The following is a 25,900-nucleotide window of genomic DNA, read 5'->3' as shown; positions in this document are numbered from 1 at the left end:
CAAGGGCGTGCCGCGTTAGCTCAGTCGGTAGAGCATTTCACTCGTAATGAAAAGGTCGTCGGTTCGATTCCGACACGCGGCTCAGCAGGGGAAGCGCCCCCGCTCCGGAACAACCGGGGCGGGGGCGTCCTGGGTTCAAGGTGCCCTCCGTCCGCGTTCGTGGTGCCGGCCCACGCCCGGTCCACTAGCGTCCGAGCCAGCCGACGCCCATCACCGCCCGACGAGAGGACCCCGCCGTGACCCAGCCTCAGGAGAAGACCGAGACCTCCGGCGCCCCGCTGGTGGTCGAGCGTGCGGATCACGTGGAGACGTGGACGTTGAACCTGCCGGAGATCCGTAATCCGATCTCGGCACCCGAGATCGTCGAGGCGTTGGTGGCGCAGGTGGCGGCGGTCAACGCGGATCCGGACGTGCGGGCGGTGGTGCTCACGGGGTCGGGGTCGGCGTTCTCGGCCGGGGGCAACGTCAAGGACATGGTCGAGCGCTCGGGGATGTTCGGGGGCAGCCCGTACGAGGTGCGGGACGGCTACCGGGGAGGGATCCAGCGGATCCCGCGGGCGCTGTACCACTGCGAGGTGCCGGTGATCGCCGCGGTCAACGGCCCGGCGGTGGGGGCGGGGTGTGACCTGACGATGATGTGCGACATGCGGGTGGCCTCCACGAGGGCGTGGTTCGCCGAGAGCTTCGTGCAGCTGGGGATCATCCCCGGTGACGGCGGGGCGTGGCTGCTGACCAAGGCGATCGGTCCGGCGCGGGCGGCGGAGATGGCGCTGACCGGCGACCGGGTCGATGCCGCTACCGCGCTGGAGTGGGGGCTGGTCAACCAGGTCGTCGAGCCCGAGGAGCTGCTCGGGGCGGCGCGCGCCCTGGCCGGTCGGGTGGCCAAGAACCCGCCGCACTCGGTGCGAATGGCCAAGAAGCTCCTGCGCGAGTCCCAGCACCAGTCCCTGGAGTCGTTGCTCGAACTGTCGGCGGCGATGCAGGCCCTGGCCCACCACACCGAGGACCACCGCGAGGCACTCTCCGCGTTCGGCGAGAAGCGCCCGGGCGAGTATCGGGGACGCTGACGGGCACGGCCCGCGCCCGCCGCGCCCGGCTCCGGGACCAGGCCGGTGACTAGCCTGGGCCCGTGATCCCTCCGCTCGGGCGGCTCTTCGTGGCCGTCGTCCTGGTCAACGGCGTCTTCGACGCCATCCGGGTCGCGGTGTCCTACCGGGTGCTCGCACTGGGCGGCGACGCCACCTCCGTCGGGCTCGTGGCCGCGATGTTCGCGGTCGTGCCGATGTTTCTCGCGCTGCGCTTCGGTCGGCTCGTGGACCGGCGGGGCAGCAAGGGGATCTTCGTGGTGGGGATCACGACCGCCGCCGTCGCCGTGGCGGGCGCTGCCGCCTCGCCGTCACTCCTGCTGCTCGCCGCCGCCAACACGGTCCTCGGGCTGGGGCAGATCATGACGCTCATCGGTGCCCAGGGCTTCGTCATGGAACTGCTCGAGCGGGACCGGCACGTCAACGGCTTCGCCATGTTCACCCTCGCCGTCTCCGTGGGGCAGTCCGTCGGCACCCCGGCGATGGGCCTGCTGCTGCGCGCGGGCCCCGGCGGCGCCGTCGAGACCGCGATGCCCCTGCTCGTCACGGCCGCCGTGATCGCGGCCGCGTTGCCGTTCGCGCTGAGCCTGCCCCGACGGGCCCTCCCCGAGGCGGGCACCGCGGCGCCCGACCGGCCCACCCCGATGACGACCCTGTTGGCCCGCCCCGGGATGGCCCCGGCGGTGTTCGCCTCCCTCGTCGTCGTCTCCGGCATCGACCTCATCACCGCCTACTTGCCAGTGGTTGGCGAGAACGCCGGGCTGACGCCGCTGGTGGTGACGCTGCTCGTGGCCACGCGGTCGGTGCTCTCGATGGCCGCGCGCGCCGCCACCCCGTGGGTTCTGCGGCGGTGGGGACAGCGCGCCGTGCTGCTGGCGGCGCCGGCGGTCGCGACCCCGGCCCTGATCGTCCTGGGCGTGTCCGGGCACGTGCTGGTCCTGGGCGCCGCGCTGGCCGCGATCGGCCTGGTGTGGGGCCTCAACCAGCCCGTCACCATGAACTGGGTGACCGCCGCCGCGCCGTCCGGGAACCGCGCCGCGGCGCTCTCGCTGCGCATCACCGGCAACCGCGCCGCGCAGGTGGCGATGCCGCTCGCGGCCGGCGTGGTGGCGGGGGCCGCGGGGCCGGGCGGGGTGTTCCTACTGTCCGGGGCGGCGTCGGCCGCGACGGCCCTGTCGACAGTCGTGTCGCTGCGGCGCGGCCACGGACCCTGACGGCGGGGGAGGGCGCGGCGACGGGACGGGACCACGACGAGGTCCGCGGCCGACGCGTCCGGGTAGGACCTCGGTAGGCTCGACAGGGCAGTGCCGAGAAAGGTCAGCCCGTGGAATTCCTCCTCATCGCCGCCGTGCTCGCGGTGGCCGTCGCCGTCGTCTCCCGTTCCCAGAGCAGGGGGCAGACGCAGCTCGAGGCGCAGCAGGCCCACGCGATCGAGGACCACCGCGCCGAGGCGGCCCGCTGGATCGAGCGGCTCGGCGGCCAGGTTCTCAACCTCGAGGGCACCGACGACGCCTCTAAACAGGCCATGGCCGACGCGTCCGAGAGGTACACCGCCGCCGCCACCGAGTTGGAGAACGCCCGTACCCCCGTGCAGGCGCGGCTGGCCAAGGACACCGCGCTCGAGGGCCTGTACTACGTGCGCGCCGCCCGACTGGCGATGAACATGGACCCGGGGCCGGAGCTGCCCAAGACCGACGGGCAGGACCGCGCCGGCCGCGTGACCGAGGACCGGACCGTCGACTTCGAGGGCCGCCAACTCAGCGCCTCCGACCACCCCAGTGACCAGAATCCGCACTACTACCCGGGCGGCATGGTGGCCGGACGACCCGTGCCCGCCGGCTGGTACTCCGAGCCGTGGTGGGCGTCCGCGCTCCGCACGGGCGTGTGGATGATGAGCTCGATGATGCTGTTCAACATGATGTTCGCCGGGATGTCCGGCGTCGCCTACGGCGGCGAGGAGTTCGCCTCCGGCATGGGCGAGGGCGGCGATATGGGGGACATGGGCGGCGACGACGGCGGGTTCTTCGACGGCGGCCTGATGGGCGGCGACGGCGGCGATGCCGGTGGCGACGGTGGGGGTTTCTTCGACGGTGGCCTGTTCGGTGGCGACGGCGGGGGCGGCGACGGCGGAGGGTTCTTCGACGGCGGCCTGTTCGGTGGCGACGGCGGGGGCTTCTTCGACTTCTGACCCCGGCCGCACGGGCCCGCCCCGGGCCCGCGAACCCGTCCCGGCCCCGCTCAACCGCAGCCGGCGAGGATCCGGTCCATGGCGTCGCGCTCGGCGGGCGTCACCCACAGGTCGTAGCGATCCTTGACGAGCACCTGCCGCGCCACGTAGGCGCAGCGGAACTCCTTGCGCGGCGGCAGCCAGGTGGCCGCGTCGCCGGCGCCCTTGTGCTGGTTGCTGTGCCCGGCCACGGCGAGCAGGTTGAGCGGGTCATTGGCGAAATCGCGGCGCCGCTCTTCGCTGAGCTGCTGGGCCCCCTTCTGCCAGGCGTCGGCCATCGCCACCACGTGGTCGATCTGCACGAGGTTCGAGGTGCTCCGCCCGCGCACGAAGTCGATCCGCTCCCCGGTGTACGGCCCGTCCAGCACACCCGAGAGCACCACGCAGTCCCGCGTCCCCGGCTTGGTCACCACCTCCCGCAGATCACGCCGGAGGATGTCGTTGCGCGTGTCGCATCCGTTGCGCCCGAGTTCCACCGAGACGTCGTCGGACCACCGCTGGCCGAAGAGGTCGCGGTCGTATCCCGTCCGCGGCGCGCGGCCCTTGACCTCGAGCAGCGGCAGCGCGGCCCGCGCCTGGCCGACCAGCGGATCGACGGCCGGCACCCCCTCCGGGGTCGGAGGCGGGAGAGGTTCCTCCGGGGGCGGAGGCGGCGGCGGGGGAGCCGGGGTCGACTCTGGTGACGACGAGGGTGGCGACTGCGCGACCGCGGACGACGTCGGGGCCGTGCCCGTCACGCCGCCCGCGTCGTCGTCGGATCCCGCCAGGCGTCCGATCCCGGCCAGCACGAGGAGGGCCACGACGACGGCAATCGCGGCCTGCGGGGCTCGTGTGGCCCGTGTGGATCGTGAGGGCATGTCCGCACCCTAGCGATCCGGTCGGACACGGCTTCCCCGCCCTCTCGCCGGTTTGCACAACCTCAGCTTGGGGTCTACTCGAGCGATGCCTGGCTGAGGTTGTGCATACCGGGGCGGGATAGCCTGGCGGCGATGCCGCCCACCACCGAGGACGCCGACACCCCCGGAGCCGCCGCCGGCGCGAGCCCCGCCGCCCCCGTGCGGCTGCTCGCGGGGCTGTGCGCCCTGGTGGTGCTGGCCGCGACGGTGCTACGGACGTGGGTGGCCTCGGCGGGCTGGTTCTACTGGGACGACCTGCTCCTGCACGGCCTGGCCGCCCGGCACGCCTGGCCGTCGCCGGGACTGCTGCTCACCGACCACGACGGCCACCTCATGCCCGGGGGCATGCTCCTGGCCTGGCTCGCCGCGCACACGGCGCCCCTGGACTTCCGCCTTCCGCTGCTGCAGATCGCGCTGCTCCAGGTCCTCGCGGGCGTGGCGCTGGCCCGGATGCTGTGGGTGCTCCTGCGGGGCCGGCCGATCCTGCTCGCGCCGCTCGTCCTGGCGCTGGTGCTGCCGCTGGGCCTGCCGGCGGCCACGTGGTGGAGCTCGGCGCTCAACGCGCTCCCGCTCACGGCGGCGATGGCGTGGGCGGTGGCCTCGACGCTCCGGTACGCCGATACGGGACGGCCCCGGCACGGCGTGGGCGCGGTGGCAGCCACCGCGGTGGGCCTGTTCTTCGGGGAGAAGGCGGTGCTCGTGCCGGTCGTCGCCGTCGCCGTCCTGGTGGGCCGACAGTGGGTGCGCGGCGCCGACCTCCGAGGGATCTGGCCCGCCACACGCGCGCTGTGGGCGGCACAGGCGCTGGTCGTGGCGGCGTGGGCCGTGCTTTTCGCCCTGGCCGTGGGCCGGGCAGGCGGTGGCGACGTACCCAGCGACTCCGAGGGCGACCGGCCCGGCCTGTGGGGACTCATCGACCACTCGTACCGCCTCGCGGTGGGCCCCACCCTGGCGGGCGGCCCGTGGCGGTGGGAGCGCTGGCACCCCGGCCCACCGATGGCCGACCCGGGCGTGGCGGCCGTCACGGCGGGCGCGTTCGTCTGCGCGGCCGTGCTCGCCTGGTCCCTGCTCACCCGCCGCCGGACCGGGCCGATCTGGGCCGCCGCCGCGGTGTATCCGCTGGTCTCGGCGCTGCTCGTGGCGGTCGGCCGCGGCGGCCCGGACACCGCCACCGAGATCGTCCAGACGCTGCGTTACCACTCGGACGTGGCGGTGGTGCTGGCCGCGGCGCTCGCGCTCGCGTGGACGGCGACCCGCCGGTCGCCGGCGCAGCGGAACGGCTCGCGGGCGGCGCGATGGGAACCGGCCGCGGTGGCCGGGCTGGTGGTGGTGCTGGCCTCGTCGTCGTCACTCTCCACCGCCGCCTACCGGGACACCTGGGCCGAGCAACCCTCCCGCGACTACCTCGAGCCGCTGGTTACGGCGCTGCACGAGCGAACCGCGCCGATGCTCGACGCCGAGGTGCCGCCCGAGGTGCTGCTGCCGCTCACCGCCCCCGACAACCGGCTCTCGGCGGTGCTCGCGGGCGTCGACGGGCTTCCGCCGATCGGCGCGTGGACCACCGACCCGGTGACGATCGACGCCCACGGCGCGCTCCACTCGGCCGCCGTCGTCCCGGGGCGGACCATCGGGCAGGGACCCGAGCCGGACTGCGGGTACCGGGTGGCCGGCGGGACGCGCATCCCGCTCGACGGCCCCCTGCTCGGCCGCGACTGGGTGCTGCAGCTCAACCTGCTGGCCGACGCCGACGGCACCGTGGCCGTCCGCCTCGACGAGGGCGAGGAGGTGCGGGTCCCCATCCGGCAGGGGCTGGGCACGGTGTTCGTCCGCGTCGAGGGCTCGGGGGAGGGCGTCACCCTCGAACCGGGCGACGGGGTCTCGGAACTGTGCGTGGGCAGCGGACCGGTGGGGGTGCTCGTGCCGCGCTGAGGTGTCGGACCGAGGGTGCACCATAATGGGCGGGCCGGGCGGAGAACCGCCGGGCGGGAGGCGACGGAGGGAGGCCGGACATCGACATCGCTATGGTCATGGTGACGCTCGGCGTCCTCCTGGTGGTTCCCGGCCTCGTCGTGGGCCTGGCCGCCGGGCTCCCGTTCCGTCTCGCGGCGGTCGGGGCGATCCCCGCCACCTACGGTGTCGTCACCATCGCCACCTTTGTCTACGGCCACATCGGCGTCCCCTGGTCGCTGACCGGGTACGTCGTGGCCACCGCCGTCACGGCCCTGATCGTGGGGCTCGCGAGCCTGGCCGCCGTGGCGGGGACGCGGCGCCGGCGCCGCAGGTCGGCCCGGGCGACCACGGCCCCCGCGCGCGCAGGCCGCGCCGACAGCGCCGACCGCGTTGACCGTGGTGCCCGCTCCCGGACCGACCGCGGCTGGTGGTGGCTGCTGCCCGGCGCGTCCGTGCTGGTGAGCGCGTGGCTCATCGGCCAGATGGTCATCACCGAACTGTCCGCGACCCCCGGAGGCACCGCCGACATCTTCCAGGGCTGGGACGCGCACTGGCACGCCAACTACATCCGGTTCATCCACGACGAGGGCCAGGCCGCCCCCGACCGGGCCGGCGAGCTGCGCTACCCGGAGAACGCGGCGCCGCTCTACTACCCGAGCACGTGGCACGCCGTGGCCGCCCTCGTCATGGGCCTGCGCGGGATCGGCGCGGTGGAGACCTACAACCTCGTGCAGATCGGGACGCTCGCCCTCTCCTTTCCGCTCGGCGTGGCCGCCCTGGCCTGGCTCCTCACGCGGGACCGCTTCTCCCGGCCCGCATCGGCGACCGCCGCCGCCGTGGCCGCGATGGCCACGCCGCTGTTCCCGGGACTGCCGTTCGTCGAGATCATGGTGGCGGCCACCCCGTCGGCCGCCGCCAACGGCCTCGCCGGCGTCGTCGCCGCCGTCACGGTGGCCGCGCTCGCCGAGCGGCGGCTCCTGCCGCTGGCCGCGCTCAGCCTGGTGGGGGTCGGCGGCGTGCACCCGTCGGCGATGGTCACCACTGGGGTGTTCGTCCTGTTCTGGTGGCTCTTCGAGGGACTATGGCGGCCGGTTCGGACGCGACTGCGCGACCTCGCGGTGCTCGCCGGGGTCGCCCTCGCCGGGGGACTGACGCTGCTGCCGCAGGTCCTCATCGTGTCCGGGGACGCCGACGACATCGCGTCCTTCGAGTTCGAGATCGGCCTGGGCCGCGCCGAGACCTGGGGCAAGGCGGTCACGCTGCAGGTGCGGCACGTCCAGGACTGGGGCATCCGCTGGGTGCTCCTCTCCCTGGCGGCCCTCGGCCTGCTGGTCCTGCTGCGGCGCGTCGTCCTGTGGCCGGTGCTGCTGTGGGGCGGGCTGCTGGTGGTGTGCGTCAACGCCATGAGCGTGTTCGGCAACTGGACCGGCGGGTGGCTCCGGGTAGCGGGCAGCGTCTACTACAACGACCCGCGGCGCATCGGCGTGATCCTCGCGATCGTCGTGGCGGCGGTCGTCGGCGTGGGGGTGGGCGCCACCGCGCAACTGGTGGCCGGGTGGCTCGGCCGTCTGGTCGCCCCGGTCACCGACGGCGCCGGCCGGGGCGGCACTGCGACCCGGCTCATGACCGCCCTGATCGCGCTGGTCGCCACCGGGTCGTGGGTGATCCAGGCTTCGCCCGAGTACGCCGTCGCCGCGGGCACGAGCCAGCGGTGGGCGCGGATGGTGGGCGCCCACGACCTGCGGGCGTTCGACTGGCTGGCCGAGCAGCCGCAGGCCTATACGGGCCTCGTCTACACCAACCCCGACGAGGGCTCGGGCTGGATGTACGCCACCCACGGCCTGCCCTCCACCGAGCGTCACTATCTCGCGCCACTGGACACGGCCCCGCTCACCTCGTTCCTCTTCCACACGATGGACCAGGCGGGTCTCAACCCGCGCGTGGACTCCGCGCTCGCCGAGCTGGGCGTGACCTACGTGTACATCAGCCCGCCCAACTACTGGGGCTTCCAGAAGCCCAACCCGCACCTGCTCGAGCTCGACGACACGCCCGGGCTGGTCAAGGTGTACGCGGACACGCACGTCCGGATCTTCGCGGTGCGGGCCGCGTTCACCGACGCCGAACTGGATCGGATCCGGGCCTCGTCGCCCTTCCCGCCCGAGCAGCGCACCCCGCTCACCCGCGCGAGCGTCGAGTACGGGACCGGGTGACGGGCCGCGCCGTACTCTGGTGACGGTCGCCCGCCGGGGCGGCGCGGCGGGGACGCCGCACACCGGGAGGGGATGCACATGCGCGCACTCGTGACCGGCGGGGCCGGATTCATCGGCTCGACGCTGGTGGACCGACTGCTGGCGGAGGGTCACGAGGTGACGGTGGTCGATGACCTCTCCCGCGGCCGCGCCGCCAACCTCGATTCCGCCCGCGGGGCCGGCAACCGCTTCGTCTTTCACGAGCTGTCGATTGCCGACCCGGCGATCACGGAGGTGGTGGAGCGGGCGCGGCCGGACGTGGTGTTCCACCTCGCGGCGCAGATCGACGTGCGCCTGTCCGTCGAGGATCCGGTGCACGACGCCGAGGTCAACGTGGTGGGCACCGTCCGCCTGGCCGAGGCCGCGCGCCGGGCCGGGGTCCGCCGGATCGTCTTCACCTCCTCCGGCGGCTCCATCTACGGCCCCGTCACCGAGCTGCCCGTCGCCGAGACGCGGCCCGTGGACCCCATGAGCCCGTACGCCGCCGGCAAGGTGGCCGGTGAGATCTATCTGGAGATGTACGCCAAGCTGTACGGCCTCGAGTGGGCGGCCGTCGCCCCGGCCAACGTGTACGGCCCGCGCCAGGACCCGCACGGCGAGGCGGGCGTGGTGGCGATCTTCTCCCAGCGCCTGCTGGCCGGCGAGCCCACGCGGGTGTTCGGCGACGGCGGCAACACCCGCGACTACGTGTACGTGGACGACGTGGTGGACGCCTTCGTCCGCGCCGCCACGGTCCCGGAGGCGGCCGGCCTGCGCTTCAACGTCGGTACGGGTGTAGAGACCAGTGACCGCGAGCTCCACACCCTCGTCGCCGCGGCCGCGGGCGCCGCCGACGACCCCGAGTACGCCCCCGCCCGCCTGGGCGACGTGGCCCGCTCGGCGCTCGACGCCGGCCGCGCCGCGGAGATCCTGGGCTGGGCGCCGGCCGTGCCGATCCGCGAGGGCGTGGCCCGGACGGTGGACTACTTCCGCGGCTGAGCCGCGAGGGCCCGGCGGGTCGGGGGGACGACGACGAGGCGTACGTCCGCCTCCCACGTCACCGCGGGGTCGGCGTAGGGCTCGTCCGCGCGATGGAGCCACAGCCCGCGGGCGTGCCGCCACACGGTCGGCAGGACCCGCCCGTCGTCGCCCCGGCGGACGGCGGTGTGGCGGGCGCGGATCTCGCGGTCGCGCCACAGCGGGACCGTACCGCCGAGCATCACGGCGAGCATCGCCTCGAACGCGCCGCAGCCGGTGTCGAAGACCCCGCCGTGTCCGCGGGTGCCGTAGACCGGGCTGCCGTCGGCGAAGTAGCCGGTGTCGAGACGGACGGCGGCCTCACCGAGGTCGGAGGTGGACCAGCGGTGACGCAGGCCGAACCGCACCTGGAGCAGTTCCACCGGGTCGGCGGGCGCGGTGAGCGAATAGCGCCGGACGGGCCCCGGCGGGCGCCAGTCCGACGGTCCGGACACGCCCACCCCGAGGTCGGGGGACTCGGCGTAGACGATCCGGTCGGCCCGCAGCCCGAGCCGCTCGGCCGTGCCCACGATGCGCCCGCCGTAGGAGTGGCCCACCACGGTGAGCTCGGCGCCGGGGCACTCGATCTCCAGGACGCGGTCCACCTCGCGGCAGAAGCGGACGAGGCGCGGGGCCATCGCCTCGGCGAACCGGGGGCGGCCCGCGTCGGCCATGATGTCCTGCGGGAACTCGCCGTCGAGGAACGCCAGTACCGCCAGCCGACCGCCGCCGGCTGCGACGAGGTCCACGGCGACGTCAGTGTTGACGTGCGACATGTCTAAGTTGGTGCCCGTGCCGGGGACGTACACCGCCACCGCGTCGGTGCCGGGGCCGACGTCGCCCACGACCTCGATCATCCGGCCGCCCCGGTGCGCCGAGAACCCGACGAACGACCGCCGGCGCCGGCCGTCGCGCCGTAGCATCGTCTCGAGCCGGCCGATCCGCGGGCTCCACGGTGTGCCCGCGAGCTGCTCGCGGTGCAGGGCCCGGCGCACCGAGACCGCGTTGGCGCGGGCGCGCACCGCCCACGGCACGCCGTACGTGCCGCCGACCGCCTCGGGCTCGGCCAGCGCGAGCAGGCGCCGGTCGGCCGTGCTCATGTGCTCGACACCCGCGTATACCTCGGCCGGCGACGCGTCCGCCCACGCCGCGACCGTCGCGCGGGTGTCGAGCGTCCCGGCGCCGCCGGCCTGGCTCCTGCCGGCTCCGGCGAGTCGGGTGAGGTCGCCGAGCGCGTTGGCCACGGCCCTGCCCAGCCGGTCGGCGAGCGCGTCCCGTTCCGCCGCGGGCAGTGGGTCGGGGCCGTCGAGGTCGTCCCACGTGTCCTCGGCCAGCTCGACCAGCCGGTAGATGCCGGAGAGCAGGTCGGCGAGGCCGCGCGCCTCGCCGTCGAGGGCGTCGGCCAACGCGGCGAGGGCGGGGGAGCGGGTCGGCGACGACGCGAGCGCGTCCCGCGCGGAGGTGAGCGCGTCGCGCGCGGACACGAGCTGCGCGGCCAGCTCGAGTAGCCGGAGCACCCGCCCCGGCGGCGGGTTCTCGGGGAGCGCGCCGGTCATCGCGGCCGCCGCACGGGCTGGTCGGCGCTCACGGCGCGGGCCGCCTCGGCCGCCGCCTCCTCGGACAGCTCCCCGCCGGCGAGCGCCTCCACCAGCGCGGCGAGGCGGGCCAGCCGGTCGCCGGCCGGGTGCAGGAGGGCGCGCACCTCGTCGTCGGCGCCCTCCACCCGGGCCCCCGGACCCGCTCCGTCGCTCCCGCGCGCACTTTGTGCGTTCGCGCGCGTGGGTACCCGCGCGGGAGCACCGGCCGCGCGCGGGGAGGGTGCGGCGGCGAGGCGCTCGCGGGCGACGGCCAGCCGGCGGGACAGGCGTGCGGCCTCGCCGCGCACGGCGTCGGGTGCCGGGGCGTCGGACGTCCGGGGGTCGGTCACCGCCGCGGCGGGCCGGGCTCTGCGGGCGGGGCGGCAGCTTCGTCGGGGCCGCCCGGCTCTGCGAGGTAGGCCGTGTCGTCGGGGCGGACGGCGTTCTGCAGGGCGACCGCGCGGGCGAGCCGGGCGTACCGCAGCTCCTGCTCGCGGAAGCGCACGTAGGTGGAGACGGTGACAAAGGCGAAGCCCATGACCAGCGCGTAGAGCACCAGGTCGGTGCCACGCTGGACGCCCAGTGCGTTGGCGACCACCGTGAGGTCGTCGGGGCGGACCACGGCGTACACCATGAACACCACGAACAGCACGAACCCGATCTTCACGCCGGCCTTGGCACGCGCCTTGCGGCGGTTGGCCAGGAAGAACAGGACCAGCGCGGCGCCGGCCAGCAGGAGCAGGACCTTGATCATCGGGGCAGTCTCCGTCCCACGAAGCCATCGGAGAGAATGTTGATCCCGTTGAGCAGCGACTGTCCCTTGGACATGGAGTACTCCGTGTAGAGGATGTCGACGTGCTGCTCGGCGGTCCGCCAGCCGCGGGAATCCATGAGCTCCACGAACTCGCTCGCGTGGCTCATGCCGTTCATCCGCAGGTTGAGATCCTCGGCGACGCGGCGGTTGAACGCGCGCAGCCCGTTGTGGGCGTCGGTCAGGCCGAGCCGCCGGGTCCGGGGGGAGAGCAGGACGACGGTGCGCAGCACGATGCGCTTGAGCAGCGGCACCTGGTCGTCCTCGCCGCGGGGGCGGCCGAAGCGCGTGCCCACCACGATGTCGATCGGTTCGCTGCGCAGCCGGCCGACCATCGCCTGCACGTCCTTGACCTGGTGCTGTCCGTCGGCGTCGAAGGTGACGAAGTAGCGGGCGCCGGGCTGGGCGCGGGCGTACTCGACGCCGGTCTGGATGGCCGCGCCCTGACCGAGGTTCACCGGATGCTGCACCAGGTGCGCCCCCGCGCGGTGGATGGCCGCGGCCGAGTCGTCCGCCGAACCGTCGTCCACCGCCACGATGTTGGGGAACGTCTCGCGCGCGCTGACGAGGACCTCCTCGATCACGGTGCCCTCGTTGAAGCACGGCACGACCAGCCAGACGTCGAGGTTGCGGGTGTCGTCCCGACCACCCGCCGCGTGTTCCCCTGACCGCCGCACCGCCTCACCGCTCATCGCGGGTCGATACTATGCGATCGGACGTGCACGGCGGCAACGACAAGGACGGCGGTTCCCCTGATGGCCATTGACGTAATGCTCCCCTACTACGGGGACGTCGACCACTTCAAGAAGGCCGTGGACAGTGTCCTCGCCCAGAGCTACCGGGACTTTCGCCTAGTCGTGGTGGACGACGGCTACCCGGACCCGGAGCCCGCCCGGTACATGGGCGAGATCACCGCGAGCGACGAGCGGGTCTCGTATGAGAAGAACGAGACCAACCTCGGCGCCAACGGCAACTACCGCAAGTGCCTCGACATGGTCACCGCGCCGATCGTCGTGGTGATGGGCGCCGACGACGTCATGCTGCCCAACTACCTTCAGGTGGTCGCCGACGGCTTCGCCGCCGTCCCCGACGCCGCCGTCATGGAGGTGGGCGTCAGCGTGATCGACGAGCACGGAGCGCCCGTGCGCGGCTTGTCCGACTCGGTCAAGTCGTTCACCTCGCCCAAGGCCGACGGCCGCACCGTCCTGCATGGCGAGAAGCTCATGACCTCGCTCATGCACGGCAACTGGACCTACTTCCCGTCGCTCGCGTGGAGCTCGGAGTGGGTCACGCGGATCGGCTTCCGCGAGGGCCTGGACGTGGTGCAGGACCTCGCCCTGTTGGTGGACGTGATCACCGGCGGCGGTCACATGATCTACGACCCGACGCTGGCGTTCCTCTACCGCCGCCACTCCGCCTCCGACTCCTCGGTGCGCGCGCTCGACGGCCGGCGGTTCGACGAGGAGGCCCGCTTCTTCGCCGCTGAGGCCGACGCCTTTGCCGCCCGCGGATGGAAGAACGCCGAGAGGGCCGCCCGCCTGCATGTCACGTCGCGACTCAACGCGCTGTCGCTCATCCCGACCGCGGCGAAGGCCGGCAAGCTCGCCGAGGGCGGCAAGAAGCTGCTCGGGCACACTTTCCGCAGGTTCTGACCGGCGGCCCGGATCGGTCGGCTGGACCCTGACCCGGCGTGAGGGGGTGGAATGTCCGGCATGACCGGTATCCCCGAGACCTGGATCCCGCACCGACGTGACGACGGCGAACTCGTCGGCTGGATCGACATGACCGTTGCCGAGCCGCTGCTCGTACCCGTCGACCGGCTGGGCCGCGCGCTCGACCCGGTGGACGACTGGCACGAGGCCGAGCAGGTGCTCGACGGCATCGGCCTGCGTTTTCTCATGGGCCGCTACGTGGTCGACGAGGGCGGGCGCGAGACGGTCGTCCGCATCGCGCACATCTACGACGACCGGATCGTACTCACCACGGCGCTCACCGACGCGGTCGAGGACGTGGGCCGCGCGATCGTGGTGCCCTTCCCCGCGCCGGACGAACTCCGCGAGGCCTGATCCAGCTGAACCGGCCCGGATCGGCACAACACCAGCACGGGGGTCACTGGACGGACACCTCGCTGATGTTGGGCAAACCGGAGGCCGGGGTCCGGCGTCCGCCGCTCCGGGGGTACTCCGATGCGTGTGAACGCCGCGGTGAGTCAACCGGGGGTGTTCGCCGGGGCGGCGGTTACTGGAATACGCCCCGCCCGTCCGACGCCACGCAGCGGATGACGTATCCGTATTCCTGTGCCTCTCCGGCGCCCATGATCCCGCAGTTGAACCCGTCGATCTCGGCCCCCTTGTCTCCGGCACGCACGCCTGGTGACGCGAGGAAGGTCTCGAGGAGCGACGCACCGTCCGCGCAGCTGAGGCCCCCCTCGGTCCACAGGGGCTTGTCTAGGGGACCCGCGACGCTGCCGCAATCCTCCCGGCCGCTCGCCCCCGCCTGTGCGGGCGCGGCCTGTGCCGAGGAGTCAGCCGTCCTCGAGTTCGCTGCCGTCGTCGAGGTCTCGGACGCCGGCGAGGAGCTCGCCGGTGATGAGCTCGCCTGCGAGGGGCTCGCCGGCGGGGAGCTCGCGTGCGTGGACCATGCCGGGGGCCCGGTCCGCTCCGCGGCCGTGGGGTCGGGCCCGGAGATGATGGAGGTGCAGCCCGCCGTCACGACGAGACCGGCGAGCGCCGCGCCCACCACGGTCGGCCTGAGATTCCCTGTACCCATGGGCGCCCCCGGTGTGCCTGTGTTCTGTGTGGTCGGTCGTTCAGCGTAAGGGGCTCCCGGGTCGTTGTCTGTCCTGCGAACGGATGACCCGACACCTACCGCCGTACGATCACCACGCGCGAGCCCACCTCGCGGACGTCGAAGAGGGTCGGGTCGGCGAACTGCCGCGGGGCGAAGCGGATCTGCTCGGTCTCGTTGTTGTGCTCGAGCGGCATCACGTTGACCAGCACCGGGAGGGTGAGCCACCCGCCGTCGGCGCGGTCGAGCACGAACACGTCCGGGGCGCGGAACGGCCCCGAGTCCAGGGCTGCGGTCAGCTCGGCGGGCCCGGCCGCGGCGGCCCACCTGCGGAGCTGGTCGAGCCGCTCCTCGTACCGCCCCGTCGGCGCCGCGTAGGCCTGCGCGGGCGCCTGGAAGGTGAAGTAGGGACGGTAGGCGTAGAGGGTGTGGTCGGCGGTGACGACGACGAGGTCGGACGGCCCGCGGCCCGGTGTCATCGCGTCGATCGCCCCCAGAACCCCGTGCGGCACCGGCGACTGCGCGCGGGCGACGGCGGCGAACTGGGCGTCCTCCTCGGACACGTGCTGCACCGACTGCACGGCGGCCAGTCCGGCCAGCACCACCGCCACCGCGCGGACTCGGCCGCGCGACGGCCGCGGGGTGGTGGCCACCGCCCACCGGGCCAGCGCGAGGCCCCCCAGGACGCCGGCCAGGGCGAGGGCGAGCCCGACCACCGGGATCATGCGGAACGGCAGCAGCGTGCTCCCGGTGACGGCCCGCAGCCCGGACAGCACGAACCACCCGAACGACGCGGCCACCAGCACCGCGAGCGCCCGGGCGATCACCAGGGCACGGTCCGCGGGCAGGGACGCGACCTCGTCGTCGTCACGCACCGTCCCCGCCGGTCCCACCCGGTGCCGCACCGATTCCGCGCCCCACCCGGCCACGCGCCCGGCGCCGCGCGGCCACACCGTGGCGAGGATCCACACCAGGCCGAGCAGGCTGAGCACCCCGGTCGCGGACGGCTCGAACATCGGCAGTGGCCAGCGCGTGGCGGACTCCGGGGCGAAGTCGTAGGCCACCGACGGCTCGGTGCCGGCGCCGCCGAGCACGGCCAGGAGGAAGCGGTGCCAGAACACCAGCGCGAGCGCGGCCGAGATCGCGGCCACGGCGGCGAGGTGGGCGAGCAGCGCCACGGCCACGCCGCGGTCGGCCCGGGAGAGCCAGGCGGCGCCGACGACGACGAGGCCCGCCACCAGCGCCGCGAAGCCCGCGATGAGCGTGTACCCCAGTGCCGCCCAGCCGAGGTACACGCTGATCGTGACGACCAGCGGCCAGGTCGGCCCGGGATCGGCACCTACCCCTTCACCGGGCGCGCCGTCGCGGCCCGAGCGGACCCGGCCGCACAGCAGCAGCGTGGCCACCACGACCTGCGGGAGCAGGCAGATGAGGATCCACGAGTACGGCTCGTAGGCGTTGGTGTGGACGCCCACCACGGACGTGGCCAGGCCCAGCAGGGCCGCGATCCGGGCGGGGACGAGCCAGCGCCAGGCGACGAACGCGATCGCGCCCGCGATCGCCATGGTGACGATCGCGTACGGCTTGTAGAACTCCCAGCCGTCAACCCCCGCCAGCGCCGCCAGCCGGCCGCCCACCCAGAACCACTGCGGTGGGTAGAAGGGGGCGGCGTCGGCGTAGAAGACGTCGTCGAGGGCGGGCGAGTCGGCGAAGCGGGTGACGTAGGCGACCCGGTTGAGCTGGTCGCCGCCGAGGCCGAACAGGTAGTGCGGCGTCCCGTGGAGGACCAGGCCGAGGTGGCCCGCGGCGAGGAACGCCGGGCCGGCGGTGCCGAGGAGCCACAGGCCGCGCTCGTCGGTTCCCCGGCCGTCGCGGCCACGGCGCAGCAGCAGCCACCCGGCGAGCGCGACGAAGCCGGCGGCGAGGGTGGCGCCGAACGCCCGCGGCAACCAGCTGGGCTGGGCGAACGACAACCGGTCCACCGCCGCGAGCGTGAGCCCGCCCACGAGCGTGGCCACGACGAGCGCCGCGAGCAACTCGGTGCCTCTACGGATGAGGAGTCGGGCCCCGGTCATCGCGTTCCGCGCAGTATCCCGCCGACGTGCAGGACGACCCCCAGTCCGGGGCCGGCGAGCAGGGCGATCGCCGAGCGGTCGTCGAGCGGGGCCGGCACGGCGACGAGCAGCACCGCCGCCGCCACGACCGCCAGCCACCAGCCGGCGTTGTAGAGCAGGTGCCGGTCGAAGGCCAGCGCCGCGTTGCCGGTCACCATGAGCGCGGCCGTGCCCACGGACGCGGCGGTGAGCGCGGCGAGCACCGCGCCGGGAAGGACGAACTCCGCGCCGAACAGCACGCGGATGAGCCACGGGCCGACCAGCCACGCCGCCCCGGCGCCCGCGACGCCCACCGCGGTGACGGCCGCCAGCGGCGCCGCGAGCGCACGGACCCCCCGGGCCCGGCGCTCCACGAAGTGCACGATGATCGCGCTCTGGAAGCTCGTCAGCGGCACGAGCAGCGGGGCTCGGGTGAGCGTGATCGCGAGGATCACCGCGCCCACCAGCGGCGTGGGGTCCGACGCGCGGACGGTGGCGGTGACGAACACGGGGAAGCCGGTGACCAGCGCGGACGTGCCGGCCGAGGCGAGCATCGCCGTGCCGGTGTTGCGCCAGAAACGGCGCGCCCCCACATCGAGCGACGAGGCCAGCGCCGCGCGGACCGCCGGGATCAGCGCCACGAGCAGCGCCCACGTGACCGTGCCCGCGACGGTGGCCAGGGCGAAGCCGAGCCCGGACCCGCCGACCGCCCACGCCACGCCCGCGACCGCCAGCCGCAGCGCCGCGTCCACCGTGAGCAGCACCGCGTACAGCCCCCAGCGCTCGGTCCCGGACAGCGCGCCGGCGGTGGCGGCCTGGAGAGTGAAGCCGCAGATGCCGACCGCCATGATCGCCACCCCGAGCCCCGCGAACGTGGGAAGCCCGAGCGACGGCCACGCCGGCCAACTCGCCGCGACGCCGGCGGCGAGCACCAGGCCCAGAACGAGGCCGGCGGGCAGGAGCCGGACCCGGCGGTTGGCCGGCGCCGGCGGCGGGGCCTGGCCGGAGGCGTGGTCGGCGCCCGCGGTCCGGGCCGCGCGGACGGCCCGCGTGCCCTCCTGCATGAGCCCGTTGGCCACGCCGCCGAGCGCGAAGAACGCGCCCCAGTAGGTGGCGAACAGCGGGTAGTCGACCGGGCCGAGCGCGCGACCGGCCACGAGCATGACAACGTACCCCGAGGCGGCGGCGAAGAGCGTCGCCAGGGTCAGCGCCCGCATGCCGGCGGCGGACCCCTTCGTCGTCGTCGCCCCGCTGCCCACCGGGCCGGCCGGTGCCGGGTCAGCCGCGGCCGGGGTCGACATCGGGCATGCCGAGGGTGGGGGGCAACTCGCGCGCGAACAGCCAGGCGTTCCACAGCGGACGCAGGTCCACGGTGGTGTGGTCGGCCGACAGGTGGAGGAAGTCGTCCGTCGTCGCGGTCTTCCCGGAATACGTGGCGACCCACTTCTTGAGCAGGCGGAAGAAGGCGTCGTCGCCGATCGTCAGCCGCAGCGCGTGCAGGGTCAGGGCGCCGCGCTTGTACACGCGGTCGTCGAACATGTCCTTGGGGCCGGGGTCGGACAGCAGGATGTCCTGCGGCGAGTTCTGCAACTTGGAGTAGTAGCGCAGGGCGTGGCTGCCGGCGTCGGCGCCGCCCGAGAACTCCGTCCACAGCCACTCGGCGTAGCAGGCGAACCCCTCGTGCAGCCAGATGTGCTTCCACGCCGCGGCCGTGACCGCGTTGCCGAACCACTGGTGGGCCAGCTCGTGAGCGATGAGCCGCTCGTCGTCCGTGCCGGCCTCCACCGTGTTGCGCCCGAACGTCGACATCCCCATGGCCTCGAGGGGGATCTCCAGCTCGTCGTCGGTGACCACGATCTTGTACGCGTCGTACGGGTACGGGCCGAAGAGCCTGGAGAACACCTCGAGCATCTCGAGCTGCCTGCCGAACGCCGCGCGGAAGCCGCGCTTGAGGTCCGCCGGCACGTAGGCGTGCACCGGGACCTCCCCGCCGGAGACCTCCAGGTGCTCGTATCGGCCGAGGTTTACCGTGACCAGGTACGTGGACGTGGGCTGGGGCAGGTCGAACTCCCACGTCGTCATGCTGCCGCTGCGCTTCTTGCCCACGAGCGTGCCCGTGACCACCGCGCGGTACGGCGAGTCCGTGGTGAGCCGGATGTGGAACGGGGCCTTGGACGCCGGGTGGTCGTCGCACGGGAACCAGCTGGCCGCGCCGTTGGGTTGGTTGGCCACCAACACGCCGTCCTCGAGCTCCTCCCAGCCCACCTCCCCCCAGCTGCCCCGGATGGGGCGCGGGTTGCCGTCGTACTTGACGGTCACCGAGAACGCGGCGCCCACCGGCAGGGGATCGGTCGGCGTCACTGTGAGCTTGCCCCGCGGCCGCGTGTACCGGGCGACGCGGCCCCGGTCGAGCGTCACCTTGGACACGTCCAGGTGCGGCGAGAGGTCCAGGTGGATGGACTTGAGCGGCTCGGTGGCGGTGGCGGTGATGACGGCCGTGCCGCGCAGGTTGTTGGAGCTCATCTTGTAGGTGAGGTCCAACTCGTAGCGCGAGACGGTGTAGCCGTGGTTGCCGGCGGTGGGCAGGTACGGGTCGACCGGGTCCGCGCGTGAGGGGTTGCGTGGTGCCGCGACCTTGGCGACGAGGTCCTTTTTGACTGCCCTGATATCCATGACCAGCGCGAGTGTAGTGGACCGCGGTCCGGACGCAGCTCTCCCGCGCCCGCGCCGGGGCTCGCCTGCCGGCGGCCGCGCGGGCCAATTCTGGGAAGTACTTGCCAACTAGGAAAGTAGATGCCTATGATGGAATTGTCGTCATGAGGGAAAGGCTCTCGGCGACGGCGATGAGGAGGGAATGACATGAGCACCGAGAACGCCACCACCGGCAACGCCGGGACCGTCGATCGCGCCGAGGCCGCGCGCCTGCTCGCTGAGGCCGAGGGGCGCGGACCCGTCACCACCGAGCGCGACGTCCGGATCTACGCCGGGTTCGCCGCCGCGATCGCCGTCGTCATGGGCGTCGGCACCGTCGCGATCATGCTCTCCAACTGGGCGATGATCCCTTACGTCCTCGCCCTGTTCGGCCTCATCTGGTGGCAGCGCCGCGCCAGCGGGGCGAGCCCCCTGGGCGCGGGCCGGACGTACACCTGGGGGGTCGGCGGCTCGGGCGTGCTCATCGTCGTCGTCGTCACCGGGCTCCACGTCGTCCGCACCACGCTGGGCCTCACCTGGTGGTGGTACGTGCTCGGCGCGGTCGTGGTGGCGCTGCCCGGCCTGGTCGCCGCGTGGCTCATCGCGCGGCGGGGCCGCCGGTGAGAGGGGAGGGGGACGCGATGACGACGACGAGTTCCTCCACCCCCGCGGGCTCCGCCCGGGACGGCGCCACCGCGGACGGTGCCGCCTCCGCGGCCGCCTCCGGCGGGCACGCCCGGCACCGGCTCGACGAGACCATCCACGCGCCCGTGCGCTTATCGATCGTCGCCGCCCTCGCCGGCGCCGACGAGGCCGAATTCGCGACCGTCCGCGACGCGATCGAGGTCACCGACTCGACCCTGTCCAAGCAGGTCTCCGTGTTGGAGAAGGCCGGGTACGTCAAGGTCAAGAAGGGCTATGTGGGCAAGCGGCCGCGGACGTGGCTTTCGCTCACCCGCGACGGCCGCCGCGCGTTCGAGTCGCACCTCGAGGCCCTGCGCGCGATCGCCGGCGGCTGAGCCCCGGCCCCCTGGGGGTTGCGCATCCTCACCGTCGCTACGCCCGCAGGTTGTGCACCCGTTCCGGAATAGGACGGATGCGCAACCCCCGGTGTGGGCGACACACGTGATGCGTAACCCGGGTCGCAGGCTGCGGGCCAGGTCGATGCGAAGGTACGTGAGTTCATGCGGTCGCCTCCCAGCGGTCGGCGCGCCCGGTGAGCGCGACGAAGGCGTCGTCGAGAAAGTGGCGGGCGATCTCCATCTCGCGCGCCGAGGTCGAGGTGAGCAGGGCCCGCGCCGTGGCGTCGGAATCGGAGCTGGGCAGCGTCAAACGACCGTCCTCGTGGCGGTTCACCTCGGTGACCGCGAGCAGACTCTCGGACGAGGGCTCCCCCGCTTCAGGAGACCACGTGACCGTGAGTCGGCGCCCGGCGACCTTCGAGGACCGCCGCCCCCGGGTTGTGCATCCTCTCCGCCGCCGCGAGTGCCAGCTGTGCATCCGTTCCGTCGCGGGACGGATGCGCAACCACCGGGGTGGGAGACACACATGATGCGCAACCCGGGGCTGGAACAGGCTGCGTGCCGCAGTGGAGCACGTGGGCTCAGCCGCGCCAGGGCGCGATCGGGTTGCCCTGCCAGCGCGTACCCGCGGGGATGCGGTCTCCGCGCATGACGAGCGAGGCCGGGCCCACGGTGGAGCCGGCGCCGATCGAGGACGCGGGCAGCGCCACGCAGTGGCAACCGAGGGTCGCCCCGGCCTCGAGGTCCACGCGGTCGAGCTGCATGATCCGGTCGTGGAACAGGTGCGTCTGCACCACGCAGCCGCGGTTGACGGTGGCGCCGTCACCCAACGAGATGAGGTCGGCCTCGGGTAGCCAGTAGGACTCGCACCACACGCCGCGGCCGATCTTCGAGCCCAGCATCCGGAGCAGGAACGTGAGCACGGGAGTGCCGGTCGCGGGGCGGGCCATCCAAGGCGCGGCCAACAGTTCGACGAAGGCGTCGGCGACCTCGTTGCGCCAGACGAACGACGACCACAGCGGCTGCTCGCCGGCCCGGATGCGGCCCACCAACAGCCATTTGGCCAGGACGGTGAGCATGAGCGCCACCAGCCCCGCGTAGGCGAGCGCCAGCCCGGAGGCCGCCGCGGCCACGCCGAAGCCCCACTTCTGGTGCACGCCCTGCATCAGGACGAGCACGCTCACGAGCAACAGGAACGAGAGCCACACGGGCACCAGGCGCAGGGTCTCCCAGGCGCCGCGGGCGGCCTTGAGGCGGGTCGGGGGCTGGTAGGTGCGCGCGTCGCCGTCGGAGGTGGCGACGGCCCGGGGCAGCTTCTGCGGCGGCGAGCCCAGCCACGAGGTGCCCTTCTTGGCTTTCTGCGGCGCGGAGGACAGGACGGCGACGAGCCCGTGCTTGGGCACCTTGCGGCCGGCGGAGGCGATGCCGGAGTTGCCGAGGAATGCGCGCTTGCCGATCTGCGCGTGCTCGAGCCGCATCCAGCCGGAGCCCAGTTCGTAGGGGGCGACCATGGTGTCGTCGGCGAGGAAGGCGCCGTCGCGGACCGTGGTGAGCGAGGGGATGAGCAGCACGGTGGAGGCCTCGACGTCCTTGCCGATCCGCGCGCCCAGGGCCCGCAGCCAGGCCGGGGTGAGCATCGAGGCGTACAGCGGGTAGAGCCAGGTGCGGGCGGCGTCCATGAGCCGCTCCGAGCACCAGCCCTGCCACGCGACGCGCGAGTGGACGGGGTGGAAGCCCTCCCGCAGGCCGAGCGAGAGCAGCCGGATAGACACCAGGGTGACAGCCGCGAAGAGCGCCAGGGCGAGCAGCGCGCCGGGCAGCGACCACAGTGCCGCGCGCACGACGAGCTCGGCGGAGCCGGCGGCGTCGCGGGTGCCCCAGGCCACCACGGCGAGGCCGGCGCCCAGGGCGAGCAGCGGCAGCGCGCCCAGGATCCCGGCGGAGAGCTGATAGACGACGCTCCACGCGCGGCTGTGCGGGGCCAGTTCGCGCGGCCAGCTCGACCCGCGCTTGCCCCGCTTGAGCGCGGGCGAGCCGGCGTAGCGCTTGCCGGCCTTCACCGAGCCCACCACAGCGGAGCCGATCTCGACGTGCGCCCCGCGGCCGACGGTCGCGCCCGGCAGCAGGGTCGAGCGCGCGCCCACCACGGCGTTCTCGCCGATCTCCACGGCGCCGATGTGCACCACGTCGCCGTCGATCCAGTAGCCGGCGAGGTCCACCTCGGGCTCGATCGAGGCGTGGGCGCCCACGGTGAGCAGGCCGGTCACCGGCGGCAGGGTGTGCAGGTCCACGCCGCGGCCGATCCGCGCGCCGAGTAACCGAGCGAAGGCCACCAGCCACCCGGCGCCGCCGAGGGAGACCGCCCCGGAGGTCTCGACGAGCCGCTCGGCTGCCCAGAGCCGCAGGTGCACGGACCCGGCCCGCGGGTACGTCCCGGGCCGGACGCCCGCCATGAGCGCGCGGCACAGGCCCGCCGTCACCACCATCCGGCCGGCGGGCAGGATGAGTAGCACCGCGAGCACGGCCAGCACCCACCACGACACGGGCCGCGCCCACTGCACGCCCGCCCACGCGGCCACATTGTTGGCCACGCCCAGCCAGGTGAGCCACTGCAGGCCGGTCACGGTGAGTAGCGGGATCGTCGCGGCCACCTGGAGCAGTTGCGCACCGCGGCCGACGGGCCGGACCTCGCGCGGCTCCACGGAGGCCACGGGCTCGAGCTCGTCGAGGTAGGCGGCGAAGTCGCCGAGGCGGGGCCGGTCGTAGATGTCGCCCACGGTGACGGCGGGGAAGCGCTCGCGGACGGCCACCACGACGTGCGCGGCGGCCAGCGAGCCGCCGCCGAGGGCGAAGAAGTCCTCGTCGACGCCGGAGACGTCGGCCCCGAGCGCTGAGGACCACAGTTCGGCCACCCACGCCTCCGTGCCGTCGAGGTCGGAGTCCGCCGCCGAGGTCTGCGCGAGCGGCCACGGCAGCGCGGCGCGGTCCACCTTGCCGGAGGTGCGGGTGGGCAGGTCGTCCACCAGCGCCAGGCGCGGGACGACGCCGGCGGGCAGGTGTTCGCGCAGGATGCCGGCGGCGTGGCCGAGGTCGAACGTCTCCGGATCCTCGGCCACGAGGTAGGCCACCAGCACCGATTGCCCGGCATCGGTTTTCTTGATCGCCGCGGCGCCCGCGCTCACCCCGGGCAGGGCGGACACGGCGGTGTCGACCTCGCCCAGCTCGAGGCGGCGGCCGCCGATCTTGACCTGGTCGTCCACGCGGCCGTTGAAGTACAGGCCGTCCGCCTCGAGCCGCACCACGTCGCCCGAGCGATACGCGCGTTCCCAGCCGAGGCTCGGCATCGGCGCGTACTTCTCGGCGTCCTTCGCGGGGTCGAGGTAGCGGGCCAGCCCCACGCCGCCGATCACCAGCTCACCCGCCTCGCCATAGGCCACGGGGTGGCCGGAGGAGTCGACGACGGCGAGGTCCCAGCCGTCCAACGGCAGCCCGATGCTCACCTCGCCAGCGCCCGTCAGCGGGGCCGCGCAGGCGACCACGGTGGCCTCGGTGGGGCCGTACGTGTTCCACACCTCGCGGCCCGGCCACTGTAGGCGGGCGGCGAGCTCGGGCGGGCAGGCCTCGCCACCGAGGATCACCAGGCGCACGTCGGCGAGCATCGCGTCCGGCCACATCGAGGCCAGCGTCGGCACGGTGGAGATGACGGTGATGCCGCGTTTCTGCAGCCAGGGGCCCAGGTCGAGACCCGACTTGACGATCGACCGCGGCGCCGGGACCAGGCACGCGCCGTGGGCCCAGGCCAGCCACATCTCCTCGCAGCTCGCGTCGAACGCCACGGACAGGCCGGCGAGGACGCGGTCGCCGGGGCCGAGCGGGGCGTCCTGCAGGAAGATCCGCGACTCGGCGTCCACGAAGGCGGCGGCGCTGCGGTGCGTCACGGCCACGCCCTTGGGCAGGCCTGTGGTGCCGGACGTGAAGATGACCCAGCAGTCGTCGTCGGGTCCGGGACCGCGGCGGCGGTCGTCCCCGACCGGACCGGAGGCGCCGGTGACCCGCATCCCCTCGGCCGTGTAGATCGCGGCGACGCGGGCCTGGCCAAAGACGAGCTCGGCACGCTCGGCCGGGTCCTCCACGTCCACGGGCACGTACGCGGCACCGGCGGCCAGCGTGGCCAGGATCGCCAGGTACAGCTCGACGCCGCCGGACGGCATGTGGATGCCCACCGCGTCGCCCGCGCCGACGCCCTGGTCGTGCATCCAGGCGGCGGCGGTGTGGATCTCCCGCCAGACCTCGGCGTAGCTCAGGACGCGGGTGCCGTCGTCGAGGCACGGCGCGTCCGGGTGGGCGTCCGCCGCCGCCTCGAGCACGTCGAGGAGCGTGCGCGGCGGCGGGGCCTGTGAACTGCGAAGATACTGGTCCGGGATGGTGGGCACCGGGGGATCGTAGCCCGCGCAGGTGAACATCCTCTTGACGCGCGCCCGACCGGGGGGCGGGGCTGGTTGGATGGGGGCATGGCGCAGCAACAGCGGACCGGACTCCTCGAGGGCAAGACCATCGTGATCGTCGGCGCGGGACCGGGTTTCGGGCGCAGGCTCGCCCTGCGCGCCGCCGCGGAGGGGGCCACCGTCGTCGTCGCCGCTCGCACCGCCTCCCGGCTCGACGCCATGGTCCACGACATCCGGTCCGCCGGGGGCCGCGCCTACTCCGTGGCGGTGGACGCCTCCGACGCCACGTCGGTCCGGGTACTCCGGGAGAAGGTCGCCGAGCACACCGACGCGGTCCACGGTCTGGTCAACAGCGCCTTTGCCACGCCCAGCATGAAGCCGCTCGCGCAGACCGACCACGAACAGATCGCGCGCGGCATCGACCTGTCCGTCCTCGGCGCCCTGCGTGCCACCCAGGAGTTCACGCCGCTGCTCGAGGCGGGGGGCGCAGGCGGCTCGGGCACGGGTGAGCGGTCCGGCGGCTCGGTCGTGATGATGGCCTCGGCCGTCATCCACCACTCGCGCGAGCGCTACGCCGGCTACAAGATCGCCAAGACCGCCCTGGTCGCGCTCGGTCACTCCCTGGCCACCGAGCTCGGGCCGCGCGGCATCCGGGTCAACACCGTCGCCCCCGGCTACATCTACGGCGACACCCTCAAGGCCTACTTCGAGCATCTCGCCGGCAAGTACGGCGGCACGCTCGAGGACGTCTACCAGCACACGGCCGCCAAGATGGACCTACGCCGCCTGCCGACCGAGGACGAGATCGCGGACCCCGTGCTCTTCCTTCTCTCCGACCGCGCGTCGGGGATCACCGGGCAGACGCTCACCGTGGACTGCGGCGAGTTCCACACCTAACGGCGCAGCACGGAGCGGCCCGGCACCGGGCGGCGCCGCGGTCACTCGCCGGGCTTGAGCGGGCGCGCCCGCAGCGCCGACCACACCTTGTCGACTGACACGTTGGACACGAGCCGCCACCCGTGCGACCCCATCTGCGCCCAGATCGAGTCCCGGCTCACCGGGATCCCCTTG

Annotated in this window: 22 protein-coding genes and 1 tRNA gene; 12 read left to right on the top strand and 11 right to left on the bottom strand. The window is 73.7% G+C overall.

The features are described 5' to 3' along the window. Positions 1 to 9: 9 nt before the first annotated feature. The 4 genes from ACH0BZ_RS11550 to ACH0BZ_RS11535 all read left to right on the top strand — a co-directional run bounded on the left by ACH0BZ_RS11550 (position 10) and on the right by ACH0BZ_RS11535 (position 3,273). Positions 10 to 82, top strand: a tRNA-Thr gene (locus ACH0BZ_RS11550). Between the two features lie 196 nt (positions 83 to 278). Next, complete coding sequence (locus tag ACH0BZ_RS11545) at positions 279 to 1,067, top strand: crotonase/enoyl-CoA hydratase family protein (protein WP_406898586.1); 789 nt, start codon at positions 279 to 281, stop codon at positions 1,065 to 1,067. A 62-nt stretch (positions 1,068 to 1,129) separates the two neighbouring features. Further along, complete coding sequence (locus ACH0BZ_RS11540) at positions 1,130 to 2,299, top strand: MFS transporter (protein WP_406898506.1); 1,170 nt, start codon at positions 1,130 to 1,132, stop codon at positions 2,297 to 2,299. Positions 2,300 to 2,409: 110 nt separating this feature from the next. Further along, the gene (locus ACH0BZ_RS11535) at positions 2,410 to 3,273 is read left to right on the top strand and encodes a DUF1542 domain-containing protein (protein ID WP_406898504.1); all 864 of its coding nucleotides are present in this window, start codon (positions 2,410 to 2,412) and stop codon (positions 3,271 to 3,273) included. A 50-nt stretch (positions 3,274 to 3,323) separates the two neighbouring features. Here ACH0BZ_RS11535 and ACH0BZ_RS11530 read toward each other — a convergent pair whose 3' ends face one another. Beyond that, the gene (locus tag ACH0BZ_RS11530) at positions 3,324 to 4,169 is read right to left on the bottom strand and encodes an HNH endonuclease family protein (RefSeq protein WP_406898503.1); all 846 of its coding nucleotides are present in this window, start codon (positions 4,167 to 4,169) and stop codon (positions 3,324 to 3,326) included. Positions 4,170 to 4,301: 132 nt separating this feature from the next. Between ACH0BZ_RS11530 and ACH0BZ_RS11525 the strand changes: the two genes are divergently transcribed. From ACH0BZ_RS11525 to ACH0BZ_RS11515, 3 genes are all read left to right on the top strand, one after another. Beyond that, a complete protein-coding gene (locus tag ACH0BZ_RS11525; protein WP_406898502.1) occupies positions 4,302 to 6,137 on the top strand; it encodes a hypothetical protein in 1,836 nt (611 codons plus the stop codon). A 101-nt stretch (positions 6,138 to 6,238) separates the two neighbouring features. Then, positions 6,239 to 8,368, top strand: coding sequence for a DUF6541 family protein (locus tag ACH0BZ_RS11520; RefSeq protein WP_406898501.1), 2,130 nt, complete (start codon positions 6,239 to 6,241; stop codon positions 8,366 to 8,368). Positions 8,369 to 8,446: 78 nt separating this feature from the next. Next, the gene (locus ACH0BZ_RS11515) at positions 8,447 to 9,385 is read left to right on the top strand and encodes an SDR family NAD(P)-dependent oxidoreductase (RefSeq protein ID WP_406898499.1); all 939 of its coding nucleotides are present in this window, start codon (positions 8,447 to 8,449) and stop codon (positions 9,383 to 9,385) included. Here ACH0BZ_RS11515 and ACH0BZ_RS11510 read toward each other — a convergent pair. The 4 genes from ACH0BZ_RS11510 to ACH0BZ_RS11495 are packed head-to-tail and all read right to left on the bottom strand — an operon-like array spanning position 9,370 to position 12,483. Continuing rightward, positions 9,370 to 10,959: an alpha/beta hydrolase gene (locus tag ACH0BZ_RS11510; protein WP_406898497.1), complete on the bottom strand. Its 1,590-nt coding sequence runs from the start codon at positions 10,957 to 10,959 to the stop codon at positions 9,370 to 9,372. The genes ACH0BZ_RS11515 and ACH0BZ_RS11510 overlap by 16 nt on opposite strands. Beyond that, complete coding sequence (locus ACH0BZ_RS11505; protein ID WP_406898496.1) at positions 10,956 to 11,330, bottom strand: hypothetical protein; 375 nt, start codon at positions 11,328 to 11,330, stop codon at positions 10,956 to 10,958. The genes ACH0BZ_RS11510 and ACH0BZ_RS11505 overlap by 4 nt, the downstream gene beginning before the upstream one ends. Next, entirely contained in the window at positions 11,327 to 11,734 is a 408-nt protein-coding gene (locus tag ACH0BZ_RS11500; protein WP_406898495.1) for a DUF2304 domain-containing protein, read from the bottom strand. Before ACH0BZ_RS11500 ends, ACH0BZ_RS11505 begins: the two co-directional genes overlap by 4 nt. Further along, positions 11,731 to 12,483: a glycosyltransferase family 2 protein gene (locus tag ACH0BZ_RS11495; RefSeq protein WP_406898494.1), complete on the bottom strand. Its 753-nt coding sequence runs from the start codon at positions 12,481 to 12,483 to the stop codon at positions 11,731 to 11,733. The genes ACH0BZ_RS11500 and ACH0BZ_RS11495 overlap by 4 nt, the downstream gene beginning before the upstream one ends. Before the next feature lie 63 nt (positions 12,484 to 12,546). On the opposite strand from ACH0BZ_RS11495, the gene ACH0BZ_RS11490 reads away from it, so the two are divergent. Together ACH0BZ_RS11490 and ACH0BZ_RS11485 are read left to right on the top strand one after the other, a co-directional pair. Continuing rightward, positions 12,547 to 13,443 carry a glycosyltransferase family 2 protein gene (locus tag ACH0BZ_RS11490; RefSeq protein ID WP_406898493.1) on the top strand — a complete coding sequence of 299 codons (897 nt, stop codon included), beginning with the start codon at positions 12,547 to 12,549 and terminating at the stop codon, positions 13,441 to 13,443. Between the two features lie 60 nt (positions 13,444 to 13,503). Continuing rightward, on the top strand, positions 13,504 to 13,857 hold the full coding sequence (locus ACH0BZ_RS11485; RefSeq protein ID WP_406898492.1) for a hypothetical protein: 354 nt from the start codon (positions 13,504 to 13,506) through the stop codon (positions 13,855 to 13,857). Positions 13,858 to 14,029: 172 nt separating this feature from the next. Here ACH0BZ_RS11485 and ACH0BZ_RS11480 read toward each other — a convergent pair whose 3' ends face one another. From ACH0BZ_RS11480 to ACH0BZ_RS11465, 4 genes are all read right to left on the bottom strand, one after another. Further along, complete coding sequence (locus ACH0BZ_RS11480; RefSeq protein ID WP_406898490.1) at positions 14,030 to 14,158, bottom strand: hypothetical protein; 129 nt, start codon at positions 14,156 to 14,158, stop codon at positions 14,030 to 14,032. A 497-nt stretch (positions 14,159 to 14,655) separates the two neighbouring features. Then, positions 14,656 to 16,653 (bottom strand): arabinofuranosyltransferase, encoded by a 1,998-nt coding sequence (locus tag ACH0BZ_RS11475; protein ID WP_406898489.1) that lies wholly within the window; start codon positions 16,651 to 16,653, stop codon positions 14,656 to 14,658. Continuing rightward, positions 16,650 to 17,972, bottom strand: coding sequence for a polysaccharide biosynthesis protein (locus tag ACH0BZ_RS11470; protein ID WP_406898487.1), 1,323 nt, complete (start codon positions 17,970 to 17,972; stop codon positions 16,650 to 16,652). Before ACH0BZ_RS11470 ends, ACH0BZ_RS11475 begins: the two co-directional genes overlap by 4 nt. Next, positions 17,950 to 19,338, bottom strand: coding sequence for a M1 family metallopeptidase (locus ACH0BZ_RS11465; RefSeq protein ID WP_406898585.1), 1,389 nt, complete (start codon positions 19,336 to 19,338; stop codon positions 17,950 to 17,952). The genes ACH0BZ_RS11470 and ACH0BZ_RS11465 overlap by 23 nt, the downstream gene beginning before the upstream one ends. 192 nt (positions 19,339 to 19,530) lie before the next feature. On the opposite strand from ACH0BZ_RS11465, the gene ACH0BZ_RS11460 reads away from it, so the two are divergent. Both ACH0BZ_RS11460 and ACH0BZ_RS11455 read left to right on the top strand, forming a co-directional pair. Next, positions 19,531 to 19,986: a hypothetical protein gene (locus ACH0BZ_RS11460; RefSeq protein WP_406898486.1), complete on the top strand. Its 456-nt coding sequence runs from the start codon at positions 19,531 to 19,533 to the stop codon at positions 19,984 to 19,986. A gap of 17 nt (positions 19,987 to 20,003) precedes the next feature. After that, positions 20,004 to 20,381: a winged helix-turn-helix domain-containing protein gene (locus ACH0BZ_RS11455; RefSeq protein WP_406898484.1), complete on the top strand. Its 378-nt coding sequence runs from the start codon at positions 20,004 to 20,006 to the stop codon at positions 20,379 to 20,381. Between the two features lie 163 nt (positions 20,382 to 20,544). On the opposite strand, the gene ACH0BZ_RS11450 is transcribed toward ACH0BZ_RS11455, so the two are convergent. Next, complete coding sequence (locus tag ACH0BZ_RS11450; RefSeq protein WP_406898483.1) at positions 20,545 to 20,694, bottom strand: hypothetical protein; 150 nt, start codon at positions 20,692 to 20,694, stop codon at positions 20,545 to 20,547. A 271-nt stretch (positions 20,695 to 20,965) separates the two neighbouring features. Continuing rightward, positions 20,966 to 24,847, bottom strand: coding sequence for a Pls/PosA family non-ribosomal peptide synthetase (locus tag ACH0BZ_RS11445; protein WP_406898481.1), 3,882 nt, complete (start codon positions 24,845 to 24,847; stop codon positions 20,966 to 20,968). A 48-nt stretch (positions 24,848 to 24,895) separates the two neighbouring features. Here ACH0BZ_RS11445 and ACH0BZ_RS11440 point away from each other — a divergent pair, with 48 nt between their 5' ends. Then, a complete protein-coding gene (locus tag ACH0BZ_RS11440; protein ID WP_406898479.1) occupies positions 24,896 to 25,726 on the top strand; it encodes an SDR family oxidoreductase in 831 nt (276 codons plus the stop codon). Positions 25,727 to 25,900: the final 174 nt, after the last annotated feature.

Origin of the sequence: Dietzia sp. 179-F 9C3 NHS (genome assembly GCF_045369825.1) — a bacterium.
GTDB lineage: Bacteria > Actinomycetota > Actinomycetes > Mycobacteriales > Mycobacteriaceae > Dietzia.
This window is presented reverse-complemented; position numbering and strand designations above follow the sequence as displayed.